This is a genomic window from Pedobacter sp. AW31-3R, from assembly GCF_052180285.1.
Classification (GTDB): Bacteria; Bacteroidota; Bacteroidia; order Sphingobacteriales; family Sphingobacteriaceae; genus Pedobacter.
This window is the reverse complement of the sequence record NZ_CP197475.1, coordinates 6,151,846-6,176,683: the sequence shown is the minus strand read 5'-3', so window position 1 is coordinate 6,176,683 and position 24,838 is coordinate 6,151,846. Positions and strand designations below refer to the sequence as shown.

The following is a 24,838-nucleotide window of genomic DNA, read 5'->3' as shown; positions in this document are numbered from 1 at the left end:
TACTTATTAAAATGAAAAAAATATATACTATTGCTACCCTGGCTGCATTGGCTTTGGGCAGTTGTACCAAATTAGATATAGGTGTAGAATCGCAGTATACTGATAAGAATTTTCCTACCACTGAGGATGCTTATCGCGCTGCAACTGGAACGATCTACCCAAAATTTACAACAAACTATGGGGTGAGTGTATTCTGGACTCAGGAATTAGCGACCGACGAAGCAATTATTCCTGCACGGAATGTAGGTTATTATGATAACGGACGTTATATGTTTCTTCATAAACATAGCTGGACAGTAGATCACCCTTTTGTGCAATCTACCTGGGAATGGGGATATGCTGGGATTAGCGACTGCAACAGGGTGCTTAACCTGTTAGAGAAATCAGCGGATGGGCCGGTTAAAACTGCCTATGTCAGCGAAGTACGAACTATGCGTGCACTTTTCTATTTCTATATGATGGATTTGTATGGTAACGTACCTATTATATATTTTGGTGATTCAGAACAACCTGTACAATCCACAAGAAAAGAGGTGTTTGAGTATATTGAAAATGAACTAAAGGAAACAGCAGAGACATTGGTTGCTACCCCTACAGTTACGCTTGCCAATTACGGGCGTCCTACAAGATGGATGGCTTATGCGCTATTGCAAAAAATGTATCTAAACGCGGAACAATATACAGGTACGGCAATGTATACCCAGGCGATAACATACGGTAATAAAATCATGGACGAATCTTCCCTGGCTTTAATGAGTAATTATAACGATCTGTTTTCGCCAACAAATACTGCAAATACAGAAACGATTTTTGCTGCGACCTATGATGCCAATTATTCCAATGGTAATGCAATGACCCGTTACTCACTGCATAGTGCTTTAAGAGCTAAATATAATCTTCCTTTTAGTCCGAGTAATGCCATGTGTACCATAGCCGATTTCTACAATACCTTTAATCTTAAGGACGATGTGCGTAATGCAACCTGGCTGGCCGGCCCACAAACCCTTGCGGATGGAACACCGGTAAAGACAGGTAATTTCCAGTTGAATTTTACACCGGAAATTGTATTGACCAATGAAGCGACGATGGATGTTGGGGCTGAGGTTGGCGGAATATCCCGGGGTGTTCGTTCTGTTAAATATGCACCAGATCCGAATACCAATAGCAGCACCCGTTTTCAAAATAACGACATGCCAGTATTAAGGCTTGCTGATGTCTACCTGATGCAGGCCGAAGCACTATTAAGACAAGGAGGAAGTTCAGCAGATGCATTGGAACTTGTGAATAAAGTCCGTATCCGTGCAAAAGCACCAATATTGAACAGTGTTACCTTAGAAGATATTTTTGTGGAGCGGGGAAGAGAACTGGCCTGGGAAGGCTGGAGACGTAATGACCTGATCCGTTATGGTAAATATGAAAATGCATGGCAGTTTAAAAAAGGGAATGAAGGTGTTTACCGCAGAATTTTCCCTATTCCTGCAACAGAACTGGTGCTAAATCCGAAACTGGTTCAGAATCCTGGATACTAATACAATAGCTAATCCTTGAACATGAAAAGAAGAGAATTTTTTAAAAGTACTGCAATTACTGCATTGGGAGCCACGATATTGGCTCCCTTAAACTCATTGGCCACCCCTGTAGAAACAGAACTGGAAAGCGAAGACATCTCTCCGCGCAGTGAATTGAATGATGACTACCCAGTTCACTTCCTAGCTATTGGAGATTGGGGACGTAATGGTGCCGATCACCAGCTGCAGGTCGCAAGGCAGATGGGGAAATGGGCTACAGAGAATCCCAATGATTTTATTGTTTCATTGGGGGATAATTTCTATCCAAGCGGCGTAACCAGTGAACATGATCCGCTGTGGCACTATTCTTACGAGAATGTGTACACAGAGTTTGCCTTGCAATGGGATTGGTACCCTATCCTGGGGAACCACGATTATAAATCAGATCCTGATGCACAGGTGCGCTATAGCAATATCAGCAGGCGCTGGAAAATGCCGGCACGTTATTATTCCAAAGAGGTTTCCCTGAAAGGGAAAGATGGAGGTAAAATGCTGATGGTATTTATTGATACCAATCCTATGATCCCTGAATTTTACCAAAATTCAGAATATGGTCCCCATGTTGCGGGACAGCAGCCGGAAAAACAACTGGAATGGCTGAATGAAACACTGGCGAATGCCTCTGCCGATGTTCGCTGGAAAGTGGTAATTGGCCACCATCCAATCTACACTGTAGGTCCCAGGATTAAAAACTACGATACTCTTGCGGTGCGTAAGGTGCTACAGGACGTGTTTGAGAAACATAAAGTTGACGTATACCTGTCGGGCCACGACCACTCCCAGCAGCATCTTAAGCCTGAAGGATTTACCCATCAGTTTATTTCAGGTTCAGGTTCTGAAGTCACTCCGGTAACTGCCGGGGTAAGCTATAGCCGCTTTGAAGCTGCAGATTATGGATTTATGTATTTTTCTGTGGATAAAAACAGACTGAATACCAAAATCATCAACCACACCGGGAAAATGATTTATGAAACCACTTTGAAAAAGTAAGCGTATAATTTTATTTGCTGAGGAAAGAGAGCCCATTGTGGCTCTCTTTTGCATTTTACGGGCATCTAAACCCATGATTTTAATGTTATTACAAAAAAAAGATCATTCTGTTCAGCTGTTATGGAAGAGCATAAAAAATTTTAAATTAAATTTGCGCCATAAAAACACACTATGATTTATTTCTTCCAAGGTCAGCTCAATACTGTTTTTGTTTTACAAATAGAGCGAACTCTCACACCCTCAGACATTTCAAAGTTAAACTGGCTGTTTGGCGGCGCACAATTGAAAGAGGAAACAGTCTTAACAGATTTTTTTATCGGCCCCCGTGCGGCAATGGTTACACCATGGAGCACTAATGCTGTAGAAATTACCCAGAATATGGGGATTGAAGGAATAATCAGAATTGAAGAATTCCATCAGGTGGAAGCGGCTTTTACCGACTTCGACCCTATGTTGTTCCAAAAGTATGAAGAAATCACGCAGGAGATCTACACCATTAGCCTGCAGCCGGAAGCGATCCTTGAAATCACTGATATCGCTGAATATAACCAGCAGGAGGGACTCTCTTTAAGCAGCGAAGAGATAGATTATTTAAATAACCTGTCAGAAAAACTTGGCAGGAAATTAACCGACTCAGAAGTCTTTGGCTTCTCACAGGTGAATTCAGAACACTGCCGTCATAAAATATTTAACGGAACCTTCGTTATCGATGGGGAAGAGCAGCCTATTTCCCTGTTCAAACTTATCCGTAAAACTTCAGAGGCCAATCCTAATGGAATTGTTTCTGCCTATAAAGATAACGTAGCCTTTGTAAAAGGACCAACGGTACAACAGTTTGCACCTAAACGTGCCGATGTACCGGAATACTACGAAATCAAAGACTTTGAATCTGTAATTTCCCTAAAAGCAGAAACGCATAATTTCCCTACCACGGTAGAACCTTTTAATGGTGCTGCGACAGGTGCAGGTGGTGAAATCAGGGACAGGCTTGCTGGTGGACAGGGGTCGTTGCCACTTGCAGGTACCGCAGTATACATGACTTCTCTTTCCCGTCTGGAAGAAAACCGGGAATGGGAAAAAGGTGTAGCGGAAAGAAAATGGTTATATCAAACTCCAACAGACATCCTGATCAAAGCTTCCAATGGAGCATCAGATTTTGGAAATAAATTCGGTCAACCTTTGATTACCGGCTCTGTACTCACTTTTGAACATCAAGAAAACTCAAGAACCCTGGGTTACGACAAAGTGATCATGCAGGCAGGTGGAGTAGGTTATGGTAAGGCAAGCCAGGCAAAAAAAGAAAAACCCTCAGTGGACGACAAAATTGTTATCCTTGGTGGTGAAAACTACCGTATCGGAATGGGAGGAGCGGCTGTTTCTTCAGCAGATACCGGTGCACTCGGAACTGGCATTGAACTGAATGCTGTTCAGCGTTCCAATCCGGAAATGCAGAAGAGAGCTGCCAATGCTGTTCGTGGTATGGTGGAAAGTGACCACAATACTATTGTTTCGATCCATGACCATGGTGCAGGTGGCCACCTGAACTGTCTGTCAGAACTGGTGGAAGAAACCGGTGGTAAGATCGATCTGGATCAGCTTCCGGTAGGTGATCCAACCCTGTCTGCCAAAGAAATTATAGGGAATGAATCACAGGAACGTATGGGACTTGTGATCAGTAAGGAAAATGTAAATACCCTGCAGGCAATTGCTGACCGTGAAAGGTCGCCAATGTATACTGTCGGTCGTGTAACAGGTGACCATCGCTTTACTTTTGAATCTGCTACTACGGGTGCAAAACCTATGGACCTGAATATGGAAGACATGTTTGGCAGTTCACCTAAAGTTGTGATGCAGGATAAAACAGTTGAAAGATCCTACCAGCCGGTAGCCTATGATACTGAAAACTTGAACCATTACCTGGAGCAGGTACTGCAATTGGAAGCTGTGGCTTCGAAAGACTGGCTGACCAATAAAGTCGACCGTTGTGTAGGTGGCCGTGTGGCCAAGCAGCAAACTGCAGGCCCTTTGCAGCTGCCTTTAAACAACTGTGGAGTAATGGCACTGGATTTTCAGGGAAAAGATGGTATCGCGACCTCCATTGGTCATGCACCCTTATCTGCCTTGATCAACCCTGCTGCGGGTAGCCGTAATGCCATTGCAGAATCTCTGTCGAATATTGTCTGGGCACCGCTAAAAGATGGCCTGGAAAGTATATCGCTTTCGGCCAACTGGATGTGGGCCTGTAAAAACGAAGGTGAAGATGCCCGTTTGTATGCCGCAGTAAAAGCTTGTTCGGCATTTGCCATAGATCTTGGAATCAATATCCCTACCGGAAAAGATTCCCTGTCTATGAAACAGAAATATAAAGATAGCGAAGTCATTGCACCAGGTACAGTAATTATTTCCGCCGCCGGTCACTGTGATGATATCACAGCAGTAGTAGAACCTGTGTTACACAAGGATGGTGGTGCTATATATTATATCAATCTTTCTGCCGACACTTACAAACTGGGTGGCTCTTCATTTGCCCAGATCCTGAATAGAGTAGGGACTGAAACTCCTGACATCCTTAATGCCGCTCAGTTCAAAAATACATTTAATACCCTTCAGCAATTGATCAAAGAAGGGAAAATACAGGCAGGACATGACATCGGCAGCGGCGGTCTGATCACTACACTACTGGAAATGTGTTTCGCTGACCGTAACCTGGGTGCTTCAATAGACCTGTCTTCATTAGGTGAACAGGATATCATTGAAACCTTATTTGCAGAAAACATTGCATTGGTCTTCCAGGCTGAACATGCAGCAGAAGCTATCCTGGACGCTGCAGGAGTGGTTTATCATCAAATAGGTACGGTAGGCTCCACTGCTCAATTAACAGTCAGCAATCAGTCGGGAAGCTGGAACTTCGATATTGATCACCTGCGTGATGTATGGTTCAAAACTTCTTACCTGCTGGATCAGAAACAAAGTGGTACAGTTAAAGCAAAAGAGCGTTTTGACAATTACAAAAACCACGTACTTCAATACAAGTTCCCATTACAATTCGATGGTAAAAAACCGGTGATTGATCCTTCAAAACCGAGACCGAAAGCTGCGGTAATCCGCGAAAAGGGTAGTAACTCCGAGAGGGAGCTGGCAAATGCCATGTATCTCGCAGGTTTTGATGTAAAAGATGTCCACATGACCGATTTAATATCAGGCCGGGAAACCCTTGAAGATATCCAGTTTATCGGCGCGGTGGGCGGATTCTCTAACTCAGACGTCCTTGGATCAGCAAAAGGCTGGGCAGGAGCATTTTTATACAATGAAAAGGCGCGTTTAGCCCTGGAGAACTTCTTCAAACGTGAAGATACCCTTTCAGTAGGTATCTGTAATGGCTGTCAGTTATTCGTGGAACTTGGACTGATTAATGAAGACCATGCTGAAAAGCCGAAAATGCTTCATAATGATAGCCATAAACACGAAAGTGGGTTTACTTCATTGACTATTCAGGAGAATAACTCGATCATGCTATCTACGCTTGCTGGCAGTACCCTTGGTGTATGGATTTCGCATGGTGAAGGTAAATTCCAGCTTCCATATGCTGAAGATCAATATCATATTGTTGCCAAATATGCTTATGAAAGTTATCCAGCCAATCCTAACGGATCGGATTACAATACAGCTATGATGTGTGACCATTCAGGAAGACACCTGGTGATGATGCCGCATATCGAGCGCTCATTGTTCCAATGGCATTGGGCTAATTATCCGGAAGGTCGTAAAGATGAGGTTTCTCCATGGATTGAAGCATTCGTGAATGCCAGAAAGTGGTTGGAAGCTTAAAATATAAATTGAAATTGTGAAAGGCCCGGAGAGTTGAAATCAGATAAACTCTCCGGGCCTTTTGTATTTAACGTGTAAAATCGATGATCTCCTGCATTTTCACATTCAGCATATTTACTGCTTTTTCCATCATCATGAGCTCTTCCTTATTGGCCTTATAGCCTTCTGCTTTAAAAATATTCATAAAACCGATCAGTGAAGCTACAGGTTTACGCAATTCATGGGATTGGATAAAAGCTATCTTTTTAAGGGATTCATTTTGTAATAATATCGTTTTTTCACGCTCTACTGTTTTGGTGATATCAGTAGAATTACTGGATACCCCAATAATCTGTCCCAATGAATTATAAGCAGGTTCATATACAATATTCCATATAATTGCCTGCTGCTGATAGCTAAGTTGACGCTGTGATTCCACACGTTTCCCGCTTAAGGCAGTCTTATAATGGTGTGTGAATTCTTCTTTGTAATCGGGGTGTACACAGGAAAGGATATTCATGCCTTTTTCGATGTTGACACCACGTTCGTGCTCAAAAAATAGTGCTGCTGCCTTATTAAACGCGATAACGGACATCTTTTTGTCAAGCAATAAGTGGAATGAGCTAAAACTGTCAAATAAGGATTGGAATTTATGGGCAATATTTTCCATGGAATTCAGCTGTTCTTTCCATACGGTGTTACCCCTCTCGGATTCCAGAAAGCAGGTCACCTGCCTAGCCAGCAATAAAAGCATCTTTCTCTGTACAGGGCTCAACTTTTGTGGAGATAAGCCCATCATACATAGGCAGCCGCAATGTTCCCCGGAAGCTGTAGTCAGACGAATTCCGGCAAGAAAACGGAAGGGAAGATTTCTATCTGCAGCAAGTATCTCCGTAAATTGGTTATCCTTTGATAAATCAGGTATGAGTACCAGCTCAGGCTGCGACATGACCCGCTGAATAAATACTTCATTTAACTGTGCTGGATGGGACAATTCCCCATAGGTATAGCTGATTACTTGTTTACCCTGTTTAGATAAGGTAATAAAGGCAGTTGGAACCTGACAGATTTCTCCTGCAAGGGCAACAAGTTCCTGTAATTCCTGTTCCTGGCCAGTTCCTGATTTAAAAAAATGCTCTTCTTCACTTAATCTTTCCATACTTTTTAGGTAAACGCCAGGCGACATTTATTGACTACTCAGGGAACATCGAAACTTCAGGAGACAAATAAGGCGGAGATCCAAATGCTAAGAAATCCTGCCTGGATGTGCATTTATGCTATGGTTAAACGTTTTTTTTGCTTATCAAATATATCAATTGTAGGAAGTTAAAAAAATACCCATATGTAGGTATTTTTTTTAAAAAGAGCCATAGATGAGTTTATAATCGCTTATGTTCGCTTAATTCAGAATATTTCAATCTTTGGTTTAATTGCTAATATTATTAGCAATATATTTGTTGCATCATTATAAACTTTAAGTTATGAACAACAGAAAATCCTTACCCTTGAAATATCCTGATAATTTTATGGTGTCGGTAGTCATCACCAACCTTGATGCAGAAATGGTGCTGCAGCAATTTATCGACGAGTTTTCTTTTTATGATTTTTATAGCCCGCAGATCGGTACAGACAATGATTTTGTGTCAACTGGAATTATAGATCTTATAGAACAATATTACCATTGGTATTCCCCTTTGACAACACCGGCCTACCGTGGGCTCAGTTCTGCGTATTTAAAGCGGATTCATTGTTTGAAAAATGATAAATGCCTTACAGATGCAGAGAGGTCTTCAAAAAGTAAGCTCCTGATGAAAGAATGGAAAAAAGAGTTGCCTTCTCTTATCAGGATTCCTGGAAGGATAAAACTGGAGCAGAATAACTGCGTAAAAATCAGTTTTGAATTTAATCTGATGTGTGCGTTATGCCACATGAAACCGGAACGTGCATTAACTCAGTTTATGGACGAGATTTCTATCGCTAATATTCAGGCCTATCACCAGTTTGATCCCTATATTTCCTACAGGAAAAGACCATATATTGCCGAAAATTCCCTGCCAGAGGATAAAAGAGAGATAAGAGAAGTATATGAAAAGAAATTTACGGCTCTCCATACCAGGATGAGTAAAGTGAAAAGTTTTGATCAACGTGTGGCAGCGTATCAGGCTTTTTACAAGCAATGGTGTGACGAACTGCTGTCAAATTAATTTTTGTCGTTCAATTTCTTCATGTAGTTATGTATGGCCATACTGGTAATCCTGGTTTCCTTGATTCCTATCATTTTAAATTTGACTTGAAGCTTCGGATTCTTCCTGGAAAGTGAACTATTTTTAGACAGATAATCCTCCAATAAGTTATTGCCTTCCCCATGTGTTTTGTTTTTATTTAGCATATCTCTTAAATTTTAGCTGGAATTATGCCAATTAGCTGCAATGCTAGATAGACTCACAACTTTAAGCTCTAATTGGTACTAAATTAAGAAATTTTAATCAAAATTTTATGTTGAATAATTAAATTATAGACTTAACAATCAAATATTTTGACTATATGTGGGTAGGATAGGTGATTTGACTTACATTAAGGATAGGAGAACCAGTGCAAGGATCGCTGGAAGAGCCTGTAAAAAGAATATCTTTCTACTGGCCGTAAGAGCTCCATACACCCCGGCAACAGCAACACATCCCAGGAAGAAAACAGAAATATGCTGCTTCCATTCTACATCATCTATAAAGAAAGTCCATAACAATCCTGCAACTAGAAAGCCATTATATAATCCCTGATTGGCAGCAAGGGATTTGGTATGTTTAAAGACATCGGCTGGGATCTTACCTCCAAATGTTTTTTTACCCCGGGTTTCCCAGGCGAACATTTCCATCCATAAGATATACAGGTGTTCCACTGCAATACATCCGATAAGAAATTCCAAAACATACTCCATCATTATGCGGGATTGAGGTTTACTATTTCAGTCTAGCAAATCCTGTTAAAGATACTGCAAAAATTATAAAGAGCCTACTGTAAAGCTGCAGCTTTACAGTAGGCTTATTGATTATATTTTCGATCTAACCGCCAATCAGTGATTTTGCACTTTTAAGATGAAGCCTTAACAGGGGCAGGTATTTCTTCGCAAAATCTCTAACTTCCTGATCTTTCGATCTTGTTCCCTGTTCATAAATATCAATTGCACTTTCATGATCCGTAATCATCATCTGTATATAGGCTCCATCAAATTCATTTGCTGAGGTGGCAGATAAAGTCTTCATCCTGATCTCTGCATCCGTACCCAATGAATCCGGATTGGGAAGGCTGATTTGCTTCGAAGCGGCCAATGCCAAGAGTGCTGTATTGATATCACCCCGTTCTTTGACTACCATCATCGCTAAAGCTTTTGCATCAGTGGTCGTTGCCCTTGATAGTGCATACTCACTTAATTTTACATCACTCAGTCCTGTAATTGCTGCAAGGTCTATGAAATACGCAGGACTGTTTTTTGCTTTAGCTAATTTCTTTTGTTCTGAATCTGCATCTGCAAGTGCTGTCGCGGTAGTTTCCCCTTGGGTTGCATTGCCGCTTCCATTGCTGCTACTGCTTGCTCTCGTGCCATTATTGGCTCCGGTTTCACCACTCACGCCTGAACTGGGATTAACGCCTGTGGAACTTGCGGCAATTCCTCCCTGGCTCCCTGAAACTGGAACTGCGGCTGTATTCCTGCCTGCGGCTATATTCGAGGCACTGCCTGTAGACGGAGTAATTGGGCCACTTGGGCCCACATTGCCTGAAGTGTTTCTCTGGCCTGCACAGGCCTGAAGTACCAGGGTTGTGATCGCCAGAAGTGCTATTTTATTTATATGTTTCATATGAGGTATTTTGATGTAGTTCATATTTAACAAATAGCGTGCTAACTATTCTTCAGTTCTTCTTCTAAAGGATTATCATTTGAATGCTAGGTTGTCCTTCAGCAGACCTTATTGTTATCATATTTTTAAAAATTATAGTTAATATTGTAACGTAAGAGAATTATGGATCCGATTGAAATAGAGCTTTGTACTGATGGAGAACTGATGGATTTAATCCGGAAAGAAAACCGTTCTGCATTTAATGAGCTTTATAAAAGACACTGGTCGGGTTTATTGGATGTTGCTTTTAAAAGACTCAAAGATGAAGACATTGCCGAAGAGCTGGTTCAGGAAGTATTCCTTAATCTTTATCTGAAAAGGGAAACATTAACCATTACTACCACAATCGCAGCCTATCTTCATACTGTATTGAAATATAAAGTACTGGATGAAATCAGGGCACGCCTGGTCAGAAACAATTACCGGGAGGAATGGCTCAACAGGCCACCTTTACTTGCTGCCGACGCACATACGCTCCTTGAAAAAAAGGAACTGTCAGACTTGATTGTTTCCCTGGCCGATCAGCTTGCCCCAAAATGTAAGGAAGTCTTTTTACTCAGGCATCAGCAACAACTGAGCAATAAAATGATTGCTGAGCGCTTAAAGATTGCAGAAAAAACGGTGGAGGGACACATCAGCACGGCCAGAAAGACACTTAAAAATTTATTAAAAGATTATCCTTCAGATTTTCTTTCTATTCTTCTCTGTCTGGCGCTCTTGAAATAATGTAATCGCTATGAAATTTTAAATAAAACCTTTTGAATTAATGCTGTAAATCTTAATATCTCCAATCGGAGGTGTGTAATCGTGTTCGGAATAAGCTTTTTTGTAAGAAAAAATAGAAGATTGTCAATAATAGTCTGTTTTGTTTTATTTTTTTTTGAAAAGACCAAGGGTTTTCTGTTTCTGAACCGATATGTTTTATGTAGCGGCAATATTCAAGTTATACTTTATACCATATGATCAGCAAGGAACGCTTAACTTATTTAATAACGATCTGTAATCAACAGCAGGCTTCAGCAGCAGAACTGGAGGAACTCGACCAGTGGTATGCAAGCTTTGATAAGGATGCAGGCTTTACCGGAAATCTGAGCGATGCGGAAAAATTTCGGGTGCAGCAAAGGATGTTGCAAAAAATCAATATTGGGATTGAGTCGACTACTGCAACTGTTCTTCCCACAAAAACAACATATCTGTTTAACTGGAAATATATTGGTATTGCCGCATCCATGTTGCTTGTCATTGCTGCTGGTCTAACTTTCTATAACTCTCTGCTCCAGTCAAAAGTTAATGGGCCAACAGTAGTAAAACATCTAAATGACATCAATCCTGGGACGAACAAAGCTATTTTAACCCTGGCCGATGGAACGAAAATCTACTTAAACGATAGCAAAAATGGAGTGCTTGCCAGTCAGGAGCAATCTCAAATAGTTAAAACAGCTGATGGTGCTATCAAATATCAGCATACGGAGGGTAAAGATAACACTACACCATTGGCTTATAATACCATATCAGTGCCTCGCGGAGGTAAATATCAGCTTATCCTTCCCGACGGAAGTAAAGTATGGCTGAACTCCCAGTCTTCCTTAAAATATCCTGCTGTTTTTACAGGGAGCAAACGGGATGTCGAATTAATGGGGGAAGCTTACTTTGAAATCGCCCATGATCAAACAAAACCATTTAGTGTACACTCGGCTGGACAAATCGTAAAGGTGCTCGGTACCCATTTTAATATCAATACTTATCCGGCATCGGTAGTAAAAACTACTTTACTGGAAGGAAGTATTCTTCTTAGTCAAGAGGCCACAGGAATAGCTAAGAAACTCTTACCCGGGCAACAGGCAAGTCTGAAGGGGCATACAATCGACGTAACTGAAGCAAACACCGAAGAAAGTCTGGCCTGGAAAAATGACCTCTTCATCTTTAACAATACAGACCTGCCCACACTCATCCTCCAATTGGAGCGCTGGTATGATGTGGATATCACCGCAGCAAAATTACCCAACAAAAGATTTTATGGAAGAATTTCCAGGGATGTGAAATTATCAGCAGTGCTGAATATGCTGCAGGTGACCAGTAACATCCAATTTAAAATTGAAGGAAGGAGGGTTACTATGGTAAATTGATACTCCTGAATACATCTGCTTCCTACCAAATAACCAATCACACACCACAACTTAACCAAACCATTAATTTGAAAAATTTCTATAAAAATAGAAGTTCAAGGAGAACTACAGGCCAAAAATCAGCAGGTTCAAATGGCCATCGTCAACTGATTTCATTCCTTTTTGCTATACTATGCATTGCTCTTCCAGGAATAGCAAGTGCACAAAACATTACATTGAAATATAAATCTGCTCCTATAGGAACAGTCATTAATTCAGTTTCTAAACAAACCGGCTATAATTTTCTATATGATGCCAGCTTTCTTGAAAAAGCGCGCCCGGTAACTATAGCTGTAGATAAAGCCCCGCTACAGCAGGTGCTTGACCTGATTTTCGCAGAACAAACATTCAGCTATCAGATCAGTGATAAATCGATTATCATTAAGGATAAAAAAACTGCTGGTGCAGCAAAGGAAAGTGTAAAGGATGAGATTATCCATGGTATGGTTACCGATAGTACCGGAACACCATTGCCGGGCGTAATCATTTCCTTTAAAAGCAGTCCGGGAACTACACAGACAGATGGATCAGGACATTTCTATTTGCGTTCCCTGGGTGCAAGCAATACGATTGTTGTCAGGTATATGGGGTATAAAACCCGCGAGATGCCTATTACAGGTAAGGAGTCTATGAATATTGTACTCTCACAAAATACCATGGCCCTTGACAATGTTGTAGTCACCGGTTTTCAGACTATACTGAAAGACCGTTCTACCGCATCGGTTGGTCAGGTGAATGAAACGAAGCTGAATGCTTTCTTAAATACTGATCTGGTTTCTGCATTGGAAGGGAAAGTGGCAGGATTAAGTATGTACAGAGGTAATCCGGTTCTTCGTGGAACAAGTACCTTTCAATCCGTGACGGTGGGTTCAATTCCTCTGCTGGTGATTGACGGATTGATTACAGAAGGAGCTCTTGAAGACATCAATCCTTATGATATTGAAACGGTTACTGTGCTTAAAGATGGGGCCGCATCATCAATTTATGGAGCAAGAGCTGCCAATGGAGTAATTGTTATCAGTACCAAACGAGGTAAAAAGGGTAAAACACAAGTTTCTTTTAATGCCGATTTCTTTGTTACCGAAAAACCAGACCTGGATAAAATGCATTATGCTTCAACCAGCCAGGTGCTTGACTATGAGATGGGATACTATCAGAGTGAGCTGGACAGGTATTCCTCTGTTACGGATCTTTTTAAATATTATGGAGGTATGAACAGTGCACCCCGGAATTACAGTCCACTGTTTGGATTATACCGTGATCAGGCAGAGGGTACAATAACTGCAGATGAGTTCAACAATACACTCAGCGGATGGCGCAATAATGATTACCTGAAACAATATACAGAGCAGGTATGGCAGGAAGAAACGCGTCAGCGTTATAACCTTTCTTTAAGCTCTGCATCAGATAAAAGTAATACTTTCTTCTCCTTTAATTATGATAAAGGGAATGGACAGGTCCGTAATAATACCAGCGATAATATGAAGATGTATATGAAATCTACTTTTAATGTTTCAGATCGTTTTACCGCAACATTTGGTGTCAATGCAACTTATAACAGAGCAGTATCTACAGCAACTGGTTTAGACAGCTATGAACTTCAACCACGGTATGCCACTATAACAGATGACAATGGAAACCGTGTGCTGAGTGATTATGTTACCCTTTCTTCTGCCGGAATAATGAATTCCAACGTCGCTGCAGCCCTGGAAGCCAACCCAAACTTCAAATCGGTAAAGTTTAATGTTCTGGATGAACTGGATAAAAATCAGACAAAGACGAAATCTCTCAATGTAAGAGCTTTTACCAATCTGGATTATAAAATTACTAAAGGTCTGAAGTATAGTTTAATGATGCAGTATGAGCTTGGCAGAAAAGAGTCTTATAATTACAGTCAGGCCGATTCCTATGCCATGCGTTACCTGTATAATGCCATGACCAGCTATGATGGAACTACATATACCCACTATGTTCCTGATGGCGGAAGACTTACCCAGCTGAATACAAAATCAGAGGCATTTACCATAAGAAATCAACTGGATTATAATACTTCTGTAGATATCGGTAAAACAAGAAATGATTTTATATTTCTTGCCGGATTTGAGATGCGTCAGACAAGAATACCTGTCGCTGTAAGTGACATCAGATATGGTTATAACCCGGTTACTTTAAGTTCGCAATTGCTCAACCTAAGGAGTTTGGATACCGATGGAATTATAAGTTATATGACTGGTAACAGGCTTTATCTGGGCAGTCCGGATTCTCATACCGATGTGACCAACAGATATGCGTCCGCCTATGCAAATGGAAGTTACACCTTAAATAACAGATATAACTTAACAGGAAGTATCCGTTTAGATCAGGCCAATCTGTTTGGTGCCAATATTAAAGATCAATATCGCCCGCTATGGTCTGTAGGAGCAGGCTGGAATGCCACTAATGAAACATTTCTGGCAGGTCACAATTGGTTGAATTACCTGAAGTTAAGACTTACCTATGGTATAAATGGTAATATAGATCAGTCGGGTACTACAAATTTGGTAGGAGCGCTGAAAAGTGAAAAACTATACACTGATATTCCTTATCTGGAGATATCGCAATTGCCAAATCCCTTGTTGCGTTGGGAGAAAACAGCATCTACCAATTTTGGGGCTGATTTCAGTCTGTTCGGCAATAAACTGTCGGGAAGTCTGGACCTCTACCGTAAATATAGCTCAGACCTGCTGGTGACCTCTAATCTTGATCCAACTGTGGGGACATCAACCCAGACGATCAACAACGGATCATTAATTAATAAGGGGATTGAACTTAGTTTATCTTCAGATTGGTTCCACCGTGGAGACTGGACTTTAAGTTCATCGATGGTCATTGCCTTCAACAAGAATAAAGTAGATAAAGTGGAGCAGTCAAGTACAGTAGCCACAAGTTATGTTACTTCACCTTCTAATTACTTCTACAGCAATACGATTTATAACTCTCTTTATGCTTATAAATATTCAGGCATTACCAATGGTTACCCGGTTTTTTATGATGAAAATGGAAATCCAAATGTCACTTTTGATGAAAGTGGGAATCCGCTTAGCATGAAACAGATTACCAGTCCTTCTGCACTGGTCAGAGTGGGAAATATCACTCCTGTATTTAATGGATCATTCCAGCAACGGGTGAAATACAAAAACTTCGATCTGGGTGCATTATTTGTATTTTATGGGGGAAATAAGCTAAGAAAAGATTTGATAGATTTCTCCAGCTATACGCAAACGAATGAGAATATTGTCAACAGATGGACCGCTGAGAACCCTAATAGTGGCTTCACACGTTTAATTTATGACTATCCTGAAAACTGGCAATCTTATGCCACTTATTTATCCACTTATTACCGGTATTCAGATTCAAATGTGGCCAGTGCGACTTATGTACGCCTGCGTAATATCTCACTGTCTTATTCATTGCCGCAATCAGCACTCCGGAAACTGAAAATGCAGCAAATTAAAGTTACTGCACAAGTGAACAACCCTTTCTTATGGGCCGCTGCGGGTGATGATATTGATCCTGAAACCTATAGCCTGAATAGTGGGACAAGGAACCTGAGTACGCCAAGATCATTCTTAATGGGCCTTGCCGTTACTTTTTAAATGTTAGAGTTGAAAATATCTAAGAAATTAAACAGATGAAATCGAAATTTACCTATATCCTCTCCCTGGTGCTGCTGCTGTTGAGCACGGCTTGTGAAAAGTACCTGGACATTGTGCCTAAAGGTGAGGAAATCATAGAAAATGCGGACCAGTTTTATAACATGGTATCCTTTCCAAACCGTGCTTATCCGATCAATAACTTTCAGTACCTGGTAGATGACCAGTACCTAAAGGAAAGTAATGTGATCGGACTGCCTGCAACAAACATAAATGTCCTCAATTTTACTTTTAATGAGAGTATCAACAGACCAAATATCATGACTTCCTCCAGTCTGTATAATCAGGCCTACAAATACATACTCCGCTGGAATACGATCATTTCCCTGGTAGATGACAGTAAAGGAGAAGTCAGTGTAAAACAACTGGCGAAGGCTGAAGCAAGAGTATTACGTGCTTTCGATCACTTCGTCATTCTGAATACTTTTGCCAAACATTATGACCCGGCAAAGGCAAGTACACAGGGGGGAATCTGTATCATGGATGAATACAACCTGGAAGCGAAACCAGTAAAATCTACAGTAGCAGAGGTTTATGCCTTTATAGAGAAAGACCTGGATGAGTCCATTCCATTTTTACAGACTAACCCGGAAAATCCTTACCATCCTTCACTTGCCTATGCCTATGCGCTAAAAGCAAAAGTACATTTATTCAAAAAGGAATTCGAAAAAGCTAAAGCAGCAGCGAAAGCATCCCTTGCGCTGAAAAGTGATATTTATGATCTTGTTGCTTATACTGCTGCCGGTGGGCCTGCTAAAGTAAATGTTCCTGTAACCAGCAATCCTGAAATATTAAATCTGGTCTATATGACCGGATACAATGAATTGAACTTCGGATACAGTTATATTATCAGTCCTGAATTAAGAACCTTATTTGGTGCCAATGATGCACGTTTTAACCTGTTCTTCAATACTACCAATGCCACCTGGCTTGACATGGCGGCAGGTACAGCATGGTGGAACATTAAATATACCGCTTTTTTCTATCCTACAGTAGGGATGAAAACTACCGAAGTACAGCTCATGCTGGCGGAATGTGAAGCAAGGGGAGGTAACTTAACTGAAGCGATCAGGCTCATGAATGAAATCAGGGTGAAAAGAATTACCAATACCGCAGAAGCTACACTGGCTGTTCCGGCAACTATTAAGGAGACAATGGACCTTCTGATTCAGGAACGCCGTAAAGAACTGTTATTTGGCTTTAACCGCTTTTGGGACCTGCGCAGGTTTAACACGGAACCTGATTATGCCAAAACTATTGTCAGGGTATTTCCACTGGTGAATAAAACGGTGCCACAGGTTACGTATACCTTAAAACCAGATTCGAAATTGTATACCATACCATTTGCACAGGATGTTTTAAAACTTAATCCTGGTCTGACTTTAAATACCGACGAAGCCATGCCCTGGTAACTGCTGAAATACGATAAGAAAATTCCTGATGGGTCATAAGACCGGTCAGGAGTTCTCTTTTTTATAAAACAACACACACAAAAACAAACCAATGAAACGAACCTCTTTAGTTTTTACCCTCTCCCTTTCTCTTGCGCTACACACCTACGCGCAAAAGACAGTAGTGGTGCCCGTCAAAACCATCGATAGCGTGCAAAAAACTTTAACTGTAAGTAAGTTAGGTACCTACAGTAAAGTTATTCCTTCCTCGGCAAAATCTATGTCGGGAATGTTCAGCACACATCTAGTCGACAGTAAATGGTATTTTGAAATCCCTGATACCCTGCTTAAAAGGTACATCCTCGCAGTTACACGTTATGTAAGTATGCCACAGGGCATGAACCTTTATGGTGGTGAAAAAGCAAATGAGCAAACGATTTACTTTGAAAAAGGACAGGGAAATAAGCTACTTCTGCGTGCCTGCCTTTACAAGGAAATTGCTGCAGATACGAACCAGGCAATCCGTATAGCTGTCAATAATTCTAATGTAAATCCTATTGTCGCCATCTTTGATATCAAAGCGGTGAATCCTGAGAATAACAATATGGTTATTGAGGTGACCGACTTCTTCAGGAAAGAAAGTCCGGTGGTTTCGCTAAGCAACAGTGTAAAAACAGAAACGAAATTGGGCTCTATAGCTGATGACAGGTCATTTCTGAACACGATCAGGTCATACCCGATTAATATTGAAATCAAGACGACAAAAACGTATCAGTCAACCGCCACAGGGATTCCTGCTGCGGCATTAACGGGTTCTGTCACCCTCGATCTGAATACCTCACTGGTACTTCTTCCCAAAGTGCCTATGCGTAAACGCCTGTTTGATGAAAGAGTAGGGTATTTCACCAATTCTTACAGTGTATTTGCTGACGATTCACAGGATGTGGAGAAACTCTCTTTTATTCAGCGCTACCGCCTGGAACCTAAAGCGGAAGACATCGAAAAATATAAACGTGGTGAGCTTGTTGAGCCTAAAAAACAAATCGTTTATTACATTGATCCGGCAACGCCGAAAAAATGGAGGCCTTACCTTATCGCCGGTGTGAATGACTGGCAGAAAGCGTTTGAACAGGCGGGATTTAAAAATGCAATTATCGGTAAAGAATGGCCGGAGAGCGATACGACCATGAGCCTTGAAGATGCACGTTTCTCGGTTATCCGTTATTTCGCATCTGAAAAGGCAAATGCTTATGGGCCAAGAATCAGTGATCCCCGTAGCGGCGAAATCATTGAAAGTCATGTAGGCTGGTACCACAGCGTGATGCGTTTATTGCATAGCTGGTATATGCTGCAGGCAGGAGCGATAGACCCAAGGGCAAGAAAGAATACTTTTGATGATGAACTGATGGGCGACCTGATCCGTTTTGTGTCTTCACATGAAATCGGCCATACCATAGGTCTACGCCATAATATGGGTGCTAGTAGCCAGACTCCGGTGGAGAACCTGCGCAATAAAAAATGGGTGGAAGCGAATGGCCATACCGTGTCTATTATGGATTATGCAAGGTTTAACTATGTTGCACAGCCTGAAGATCATATTGGAAAGGAAGGCATCTATCCACGTATTGGTATGTATGATAAATGGGCAATAGAATGGGGATATAAAAACCTGTTCGGTACAAACGATGAAAAAGCCGACCGGAAAATCCTGAATAAGCTGATTGTAGATAGTCTTGCGGCCAATCCGAAATTATGGTTTGGGGGGGAAGGTAAAAATGAGGATCCACGGAGCCAGACAGAAGACCTTGGTGATAATGCCATGAAAGCAAGTGATTACGGATTGAAAAACCTGAAACGTGTGGTTCCTCAGCTGATCAGCTGGACTGCAGAGGATGGAGATCTTTATGAAAACCTTAAAAAAGCACATAAAGGTGCAACGGCAGAATTCAGCAGGTTCCTCTACCATGTGATGAAAAATATGGCTGGACAATATGTTACACAAAAAAGTGTAGAAGAAACCGGACCTGTTTTTAAGGTCATCGAAAAGGAAAGAGTAAAAGAGGTGATCGATTATGTTGGGAGAAATGTATTCAATGCCCCTTTATGGCTTTACCCTAAGGAAATCACCAGCAGAATCAATGTTGATCCTGTAAAAGATATTATGGCCCAGCAGAACCAGATGCTGATGATGTTTTTTAGTCCCGCAATGGTGTACAATATGTTCCAGATTGATATGAAATCGGGTTACAACTATCCTGTGCCGGAATACCTTAAAGACCTGCACCATGCAGTATGGAAGGAGTTCAACGGGAATCCTGTAGAGAATATGTACCGCAGAAATGTTGAGCGTGTGTATATAGAACGTTTGGCTGCATTAATCAATACCAAAAGTATAATTGATGCTAAGATCGTAACGGAAGCCGACCGCAGTGATGTGCATCTTTATGCTCGTCAGCATGCGTTGTGGTTGCGTAAACACCTTGGCGGATTGAAAGCTAAAGATGCAATTGATAAAACACATGTGAAAGAAATGAAATCACAGCTGGATCAAATTATTAAATACAAATAACATGAAATTAAAATCAATCCTCATCCTGGCATTAGCACTGTTGTTCAGCAATGCCTTTGCACAAAAAAATAAAGCTGCACAACCTGTAGCAGGACAACTGGCAGGCTATTACCTGAACTTGAAAAACAGCCTGATCATCTCCGATAAGGACAATGCAGCCAAAGGAGCAGACTCCCTGCTGAGCGCTATAGCTTCTCTTCCTAAGAAATCAAGAAAGGAATACAGCAGCAGTCTCGATTCGCTGAGCAAATATGCCGGCCAGATTGCTGGGACAACAAACATCAACCACCAGCGTAAATCATTTTCTTCATTGTCCCGTTTCTACTGGCCTATCGTTGAGAAATCAGTACTTAATCAGCCATTATATCTTCAGGTATGTCCAATGACAGGAGAAAAATGGATAAGTAAAGAGAAGGAAATCAGAAATCCTTACTATCCGAAAAATATGCTGACCTGCGGAGAAGTAAAAGGGCAAAGTGCAGAAAGTAAATAAACTCATCCATCGCCTACACCAAGGCTTTCAGCGGCTGCTTTCTTTAATGAAAGGGCCGCTGAATTGTTTCAGCCGCAGGGCTATTTTTTTAGGCTAAGCCATTTTTCAAATACAGCTACGATATTTTCCTCCACAAAGGGTTTGAGGATCACATCGTCCATACCGGCTTCCAGGCACTGCTCTCTTTCACTTTTCAAATTCCCCGCTGTAAGTGCAATAATTGGGATATGCCCTTTATTTTTCAGTTCCCTGATCCCTCTGGTCGCCTCGTAACCGTTCATGCCAGGCATCTGTACATCCATAAAAATCAAATCGGGCGTTTGCAGCTCACAAATTGCAAGTGCCTCAAATCCATTATTGGCCTCTAGTAGCGTCACATCTGGTGCAATTCTCCGGATGATCACTTTTGCCAGCAGCATATTCACCGGATTGTCCTCGGTAATTAAAATATTCAGGTGTGGATATCCGACTGCCCTGTCTTCCATCACAGGACTTGGTGGTGTGTGGCGTTCTTCCACAAAAATTTTCGATAATACCTCATAAATATCCTGCATCTTGACAGGTTTTACGAGGCGGTGCCGGACGTTCAGTTCTTCACAGGACTTCATCACTAGTTCATCATCTGAAGAACTGTAGAGCAACACCACCGGTTGATCATTCGAAGCTCCATAAAAGCCCTCCCTGATCTTTCTGATGGTTTCCAGTCCGTCCAGATAGGGCATGTGGTAATCCATCACAATGACATCATACTGGTGGCCTTCAGCAAGCTGCTGTAATCCTTCAAATCCATTCCTGGCCTCTGTGCTCACTATGTTTTTTAAGAGTAACATTTGTTTTAAAATCAGCCTGTTGTTATCATTGTCATCAACAATAAGCACTTTCTTGATTTTCTCTATACGGGAATATACGATCGGTTTGCCCTGTTCCGCTTTGAAGTCGGCATCAAAATAAAACCAGCTACCCTTACCCTGTATACTCTCCAGCTGGAGTTTGCTCCCCATCATGGAAAGTAGTTTATTCGATATGGTCAACCCTAGTCCGGTTCCCCCATATCGCTTTGTTGTGGAGCTGTCCTCTTGTGTAAAAGCCTCAAAAATCTTTTGCTGCTTTTCCGGAGCAATACCAATCCCGGTATCACGAACTCCCATCCTTAACCGTATGGTTTCAGCTTCAGCGGGTAAAGCTTCAATCTTCAGTTCAATTTCTCCTTTCTCCGTAAATTTGGATGCATTGCTGAGCAGGTTAATCAGGATCTGCTTCAGCCGTACGCTATCAGCCCAGATGAAACGTGGTAGGTCAGCCGGTATGTTCAGCAACATCTCCAGGTCTTTATTCTGCAAGGGATGGGTAATAATATCAATGGCCTGGCCAGCCATTTCATATAAATCACAACGGGAAATGTCTAGCTCCAACCTGCCAGCTTCAATCTTTGAAAAGTCCAGAATATCATTAATAATGGCCATCAGTGAATTCGCTGATTGGTTAACCATACCCAGGTACTGACGCTGGGTTTCATTGAGTGTGGTCTTCAGCAGGAGGTCTGTAAAACCAATCACTCCATTTAAAGGGGTGCGTATTTCATGACTCATACTGGCCAGGAACTCCGATTTCGCTATATTGGCTTCTTCAGCTTGTATCTTTGCCACCTGAAGCAGTTCATTTGTACGCTGCAGGTCGTTCATCAAATGATATTTTTCATTCACATCGATCGCATTCCCAATCACGTAGGGGGTTCCGTCGGGACTCAGTGCCCTGGCATTATTAAACATCCATATGCGGGTAGATCCGTCCTTATGCAGAATCATCATTTGCCCTTTCACCTTTTCGGTGACCCTGATCTCCTTCAAATATGCCTCCAGGTATGCCTGTCGTTCCGGTGGAATGATGTCAAATAGTGTTCGTCCCTGCAATTCCTCAGCACTGTATCCCAACATCTCCGCTCCGGCATGATTAAAAGATAACAGGTTTCCTTCAAGGTCATGTGTACACATCAGTCCCTGTGAATTCTCGAAAAAAGCACGCAATTCCGCTTCACTCCGTATCAATTGCCCTGCTTTGAGTTCACGTTGCCTCCTGGAAATCATCAGGGCCATGACTTCCTCTGCCAGCAGCTTCAGCATTTTTTTCTGTTTATTGCTTAACTTTCCCGGTATCTTATCGGCCACGCACAATGTACCCAGGGCAAAGCCTTTTTCATCTAAAAGGGGGACCCCTGCATAAAAACGAATATTGGGATCATGAGTAACGGCATCAAATGAAGCAAACCTTTCATCAGTACTGGCATCTTCTATTTCCATGATGTGGTCTTCCATAATCGCGTATTGGCAAAAAGAAAATTCCCGGGGCATTTCCTTGTCTTCAATACCCACCCTCGATTTAAACCATTGGCGGTTCTCATCAATAAGGGAGATCAGTGAGATGGGAGCATTACAAATCATTGAGGCCAGTTCCGTAATGCGGTCAAACTCATCTTCTTTCAAAGAGTCCAGTATATCATAACTATAAAGGGCTTTAAGTCGCGCTGTTTCGTTCTCTGGAATGGGAAAGTTCATACGGATTTAATAAGTTATGGTCATCTTAAATTAAACAAAGTTCAGTGGTATCACAAGCGTTCAGATTTTTTTATGATCTCCCGTATAATCTGGTCCACTTCATTTGCTGAGTCTTTCAGGTGGTCTATCAGCTCCTTCTTGTTTTCATCGTTCTCATTGTAGCCCAATAATTCAGCCAAACCCATTACTCTTGCGAGTGGGGCTCTGACGACGTGGGATTGCAGCCATGAAATTTCGCGGAGACGGCAATTTTGCTCTTCGAACTCATGTACAGTTTCCCTGAGCCGGAGTTCGTTTTCAATGCGCTGGGTTACATCCCTGGAATTTACAACGATGCCAGCCACGCTGGGCTCATCAAACATGTCTGTCGCCACGGTTTCCACCCAGTGGTAATGGTTATGCTGATCGGCAAAACGATAAGGGGAGATGAAGATGCGTTTCTGCTGTTTAATGAGCAGGAATTCTTTATAAACACGTTTCCTGTCATCCGGATGTATATATGCAGCAGCTTCCCTGCCAATGAAAAATTCAGGGGCAACCTGGAGTACTTTCTCTATCGTAGGGCTCATGTACATGCACCGGCCATGTGCATCAATAATGGCTATCATATCCGCACCTTCCTGTACCAGTGATTTAAAGCGCTGTTCATTTCTGAACAAAGCATTGGTTACACGTTCAAGGATGTCATTTCGCTCATAGAGTTCATCTGTATTGGTTTTATTCTTGAGCACATCATGAAGATCCCTGTAATCTTTTCTCATCTTGCTGCCGGCCAAGAATTCATTGATATCGTAGGGGCAATACATAAAAAACTGAACGGTTTTATTTTTATCAACTATTGGATAAATCTGTTCATTGGTCGTCCTGCTGGTAAATAAATGAACAATAAAGGCCTTATGCGTATCATCCGCCGGGAAGGCTTCAAATAATCCTTTTCCTATCATGGTATCAACAAAACAATCTACCTCCTTAATAAACGCCCTGTTTACATATACAATGGTATACCGGGGAGCATCATTCATTAAAATAATGCATGGTTTTGGAGAGAACTCAAAGGCGGGGCGTAAATTTTCTATCGATAACATTTGAGTCTTGTGCTTAAATTCTTCTGTTGATTTACAATATTCTTCAGGTCAGATGTTTATGTCTTTTTATAGGATGGCGGATCTTTTATTTTTCCGTTTATTATAAATCGATTTTGCAGCTCTATATTTCATCAGTTCTAATTAAACCATTATTTAATTAAATAGTTCAGGCAGGGCTATTTTGAACAAAATGAATATTCATTTTGAAAAATCAATCCTCAAAGTTGTTGGGCATAAAAAATGAATGTTTTTGTCTGGGACTAAACTGTTCCCTCTCTTGGCCAAGAGATAAAAATTGACCGGTTCTTTATAAAATGGAGAGGAGATTCTGTCAGTTTGTTAAGTTATGGCTGAAACCCGGGCAGTATTGGGAAAGCTATTTCTTATCCTGCTTATATGTTTTTCAAGTGTTTGGTGGTGAATTGATGAAGTTGTGTAGGTGGCAGGGTGTATAGTTTTGTAGGCAGTGGTGCTTGCCTACTTTTGCCGGTTATTCATTTTTCTAATGGCCTGTGCCTACTGATCACCTTCTCCTCCTGTTTGATAGGGGCAATAATGTAACAATTTCCCCGAAGTAATTTTTTTTGTGCTTCACAATTAAATATGGCCTAAACTTTGTGTATGGATTTAGGT

General features: G+C 41.5%; 16 protein-coding genes. 10 read left to right on the top strand and 6 right to left on the bottom strand.

Going from position 1 to position 24,838, the window contains the following annotated elements:
- The first annotated feature begins 11 nt into the window (after positions 1-11).
- The 3 genes from ACSBL2_RS25165 (at position 12) to purL (ending at position 6,386) form a co-directional block, all read left to right on the top strand.
- The gene (locus ACSBL2_RS25165; protein WP_442589314.1) at positions 12-1,529 is read left to right on the top strand and encodes a RagB/SusD family nutrient uptake outer membrane protein; all 1,518 of its coding nucleotides are present in this window, start codon (positions 12-14) and stop codon (positions 1,527-1,529) included.
- Positions 1,530-1,550: 21 nt separating this feature from the next.
- Positions 1,551-2,558 carry a purple acid phosphatase family protein gene (locus ACSBL2_RS25160; protein WP_442589313.1) on the top strand — a complete coding sequence of 336 codons (1,008 nt, stop codon included), beginning with the start codon at positions 1,551-1,553 and terminating at the stop codon, positions 2,556-2,558.
- Between the two features lie 171 nt (positions 2,559-2,729).
- Positions 2,730-6,386: a phosphoribosylformylglycinamidine synthase gene (purL, locus tag ACSBL2_RS25155; protein WP_442589312.1), complete on the top strand. Its 3,657-nt coding sequence runs from the start codon at positions 2,730-2,732 to the stop codon at positions 6,384-6,386.
- 67 nt (positions 6,387-6,453) lie between these two features.
- On the opposite strand, the gene ACSBL2_RS25150 is transcribed toward purL, so the two are convergent.
- Entirely contained in the window at positions 6,454-7,524 is a 1,071-nt protein-coding gene (locus tag ACSBL2_RS25150) for a hypothetical protein (RefSeq protein WP_442589311.1), read from the bottom strand.
- A gap of 322 nt (positions 7,525-7,846) precedes the next feature.
- Here ACSBL2_RS25150 and ACSBL2_RS25145 point away from each other — a divergent pair, with 322 nt between their 5' ends.
- On the top strand, positions 7,847-8,569 hold the full coding sequence (locus ACSBL2_RS25145; protein WP_442589310.1) for a hypothetical protein: 723 nt from the start codon (positions 7,847-7,849) through the stop codon (positions 8,567-8,569).
- Here the strand turns inward: ACSBL2_RS25145 and ACSBL2_RS25140 are convergent.
- The 3 genes from ACSBL2_RS25140 to ACSBL2_RS25130 all read right to left on the bottom strand — a co-directional run bounded on the left by ACSBL2_RS25140 (position 8,566) and on the right by ACSBL2_RS25130 (position 10,219).
- A complete protein-coding gene (locus tag ACSBL2_RS25140) occupies positions 8,566-8,754 on the bottom strand; it encodes a hypothetical protein (RefSeq protein WP_442589309.1) in 189 nt (62 codons plus the stop codon). The genes ACSBL2_RS25145 and ACSBL2_RS25140 overlap by 4 nt on opposite strands.
- Before the next feature lie 180 nt (positions 8,755-8,934).
- Complete coding sequence (locus ACSBL2_RS25135; RefSeq protein ID WP_442589308.1) at positions 8,935-9,303, bottom strand: DUF1304 domain-containing protein; 369 nt, start codon at positions 9,301-9,303, stop codon at positions 8,935-8,937.
- Between the two features lie 121 nt (positions 9,304-9,424).
- On the bottom strand, positions 9,425-10,219 hold the full coding sequence (locus ACSBL2_RS25130) for a DUF4142 domain-containing protein (protein WP_442589307.1): 795 nt from the start codon (positions 10,217-10,219) through the stop codon (positions 9,425-9,427).
- Between the two features lie 162 nt (positions 10,220-10,381).
- On the opposite strand from ACSBL2_RS25130, the gene ACSBL2_RS25125 reads away from it, so the two are divergent.
- From ACSBL2_RS25125 to ACSBL2_RS25100, 6 genes are all read left to right on the top strand, one after another.
- A complete protein-coding gene (locus ACSBL2_RS25125) occupies positions 10,382-10,984 on the top strand; it encodes an RNA polymerase sigma factor (RefSeq protein ID WP_442589306.1) in 603 nt (200 codons plus the stop codon).
- 233 nt (positions 10,985-11,217) lie between these two features.
- Positions 11,218-12,384, top strand: a complete 1,167-nt coding sequence (locus tag ACSBL2_RS25120) for a FecR family protein (protein WP_442589305.1) — start codon at positions 11,218-11,220, stop codon at positions 12,382-12,384.
- 215 nt (positions 12,385-12,599) lie between these two features.
- Positions 12,600-16,058 (top strand): SusC/RagA family TonB-linked outer membrane protein, encoded by a 3,459-nt coding sequence (locus ACSBL2_RS25115; protein ID WP_442589304.1) that lies wholly within the window; start codon positions 12,600-12,602, stop codon positions 16,056-16,058.
- Between the two features lie 35 nt (positions 16,059-16,093).
- The gene (locus ACSBL2_RS25110) at positions 16,094-17,527 is read left to right on the top strand and encodes a RagB/SusD family nutrient uptake outer membrane protein (RefSeq protein WP_442589303.1); all 1,434 of its coding nucleotides are present in this window, start codon (positions 16,094-16,096) and stop codon (positions 17,525-17,527) included.
- 91 nt (positions 17,528-17,618) lie between these two features.
- Complete coding sequence (locus ACSBL2_RS25105; RefSeq protein WP_442589302.1) at positions 17,619-20,075, top strand: zinc-dependent metalloprotease; 2,457 nt, start codon at positions 17,619-17,621, stop codon at positions 20,073-20,075.
- A gap of 1 nt (position 20,076) precedes the next feature.
- Positions 20,077-20,568, top strand: coding sequence for a DUF3347 domain-containing protein (locus tag ACSBL2_RS25100; RefSeq protein WP_442589301.1), 492 nt, complete (start codon positions 20,077-20,079; stop codon positions 20,566-20,568).
- Between the two features lie 80 nt (positions 20,569-20,648).
- On the opposite strand, the gene ACSBL2_RS25095 is transcribed toward ACSBL2_RS25100, so the two are convergent.
- Together ACSBL2_RS25095 and ACSBL2_RS25090 are read right to left on the bottom strand one after the other, a co-directional pair.
- Entirely contained in the window at positions 20,649-23,120 is a 2,472-nt protein-coding gene (locus tag ACSBL2_RS25095) for a response regulator (protein WP_442589300.1), read from the bottom strand.
- A gap of 50 nt (positions 23,121-23,170) precedes the next feature.
- Positions 23,171-24,205, bottom strand: a complete 1,035-nt coding sequence (locus ACSBL2_RS25090; protein ID WP_442589299.1) for a PAS domain S-box protein — start codon at positions 24,203-24,205, stop codon at positions 23,171-23,173.
- Between the last annotated feature and the right edge of the window lie 633 nt (positions 24,206-24,838).

Excerpts from the sequence above, each read along its gene's own strand:
- ACSBL2_RS25135 (WP_442589308.1), bottom strand. The coding sequence starts at position 9,303 with ATGATGGAGTATGTTTTGGAATTTCTTATCGGATGTATTGCAGTGGAA.
- purL (WP_442589312.1), top strand. The coding sequence starts at position 2,730 with ATGATTTATTTCTTCCAAGGTCAGCTCAATACTGTTTTTGTTTTACAA.
- ACSBL2_RS25120 (WP_442589305.1), top strand. The coding sequence starts at position 11,218 with ATGATCAGCAAGGAACGCTTAACTTATTTAATAACGATCTGTAATCAA.
- ACSBL2_RS25095 (WP_442589300.1), bottom strand. The coding sequence starts at position 23,120 with ATGAACTTTCCCATTCCAGAGAACGAAACAGCGCGACTTAAAGCCCTT.
- ACSBL2_RS25140 (WP_442589309.1), bottom strand. The coding sequence starts at position 8,754 with ATGCTAAATAAAAACAAAACACATGGGGAAGGCAATAACTTATTGGAG.
- ACSBL2_RS25150 (WP_442589311.1), bottom strand. The coding sequence starts at position 7,524 with ATGGAAAGATTAAGTGAAGAAGAGCATTTTTTTAAATCAGGAACTGGC.
- ACSBL2_RS25110 (WP_442589303.1), top strand. The coding sequence starts at position 16,094 with ATGAAATCGAAATTTACCTATATCCTCTCCCTGGTGCTGCTGCTGTTG.
- ACSBL2_RS25145 (WP_442589310.1), top strand. The coding sequence starts at position 7,847 with ATGAACAACAGAAAATCCTTACCCTTGAAATATCCTGATAATTTTATG.
- ACSBL2_RS25100 (WP_442589301.1), top strand. The coding sequence starts at position 20,077 with ATGAAATTAAAATCAATCCTCATCCTGGCATTAGCACTGTTGTTCAGC.
- ACSBL2_RS25105 (WP_442589302.1), top strand. The coding sequence starts at position 17,619 with ATGAAACGAACCTCTTTAGTTTTTACCCTCTCCCTTTCTCTTGCGCTA.
- ACSBL2_RS25125 (WP_442589306.1), top strand. The coding sequence starts at position 10,382 with ATGGATCCGATTGAAATAGAGCTTTGTACTGATGGAGAACTGATGGAT.
- ACSBL2_RS25165 (WP_442589314.1), top strand. The coding sequence starts at position 12 with ATGAAAAAAATATATACTATTGCTACCCTGGCTGCATTGGCTTTGGGC.
- ACSBL2_RS25090 (WP_442589299.1), bottom strand. The coding sequence starts at position 24,205 with ATGTTATCGATAGAAAATTTACGCCCCGCCTTTGAGTTCTCTCCAAAA.
- ACSBL2_RS25160 (WP_442589313.1), top strand. The coding sequence starts at position 1,551 with ATGAAAAGAAGAGAATTTTTTAAAAGTACTGCAATTACTGCATTGGGA.
- ACSBL2_RS25130 (WP_442589307.1), bottom strand. The coding sequence starts at position 10,219 with ATGAAACATATAAATAAAATAGCACTTCTGGCGATCACAACCCTGGTA.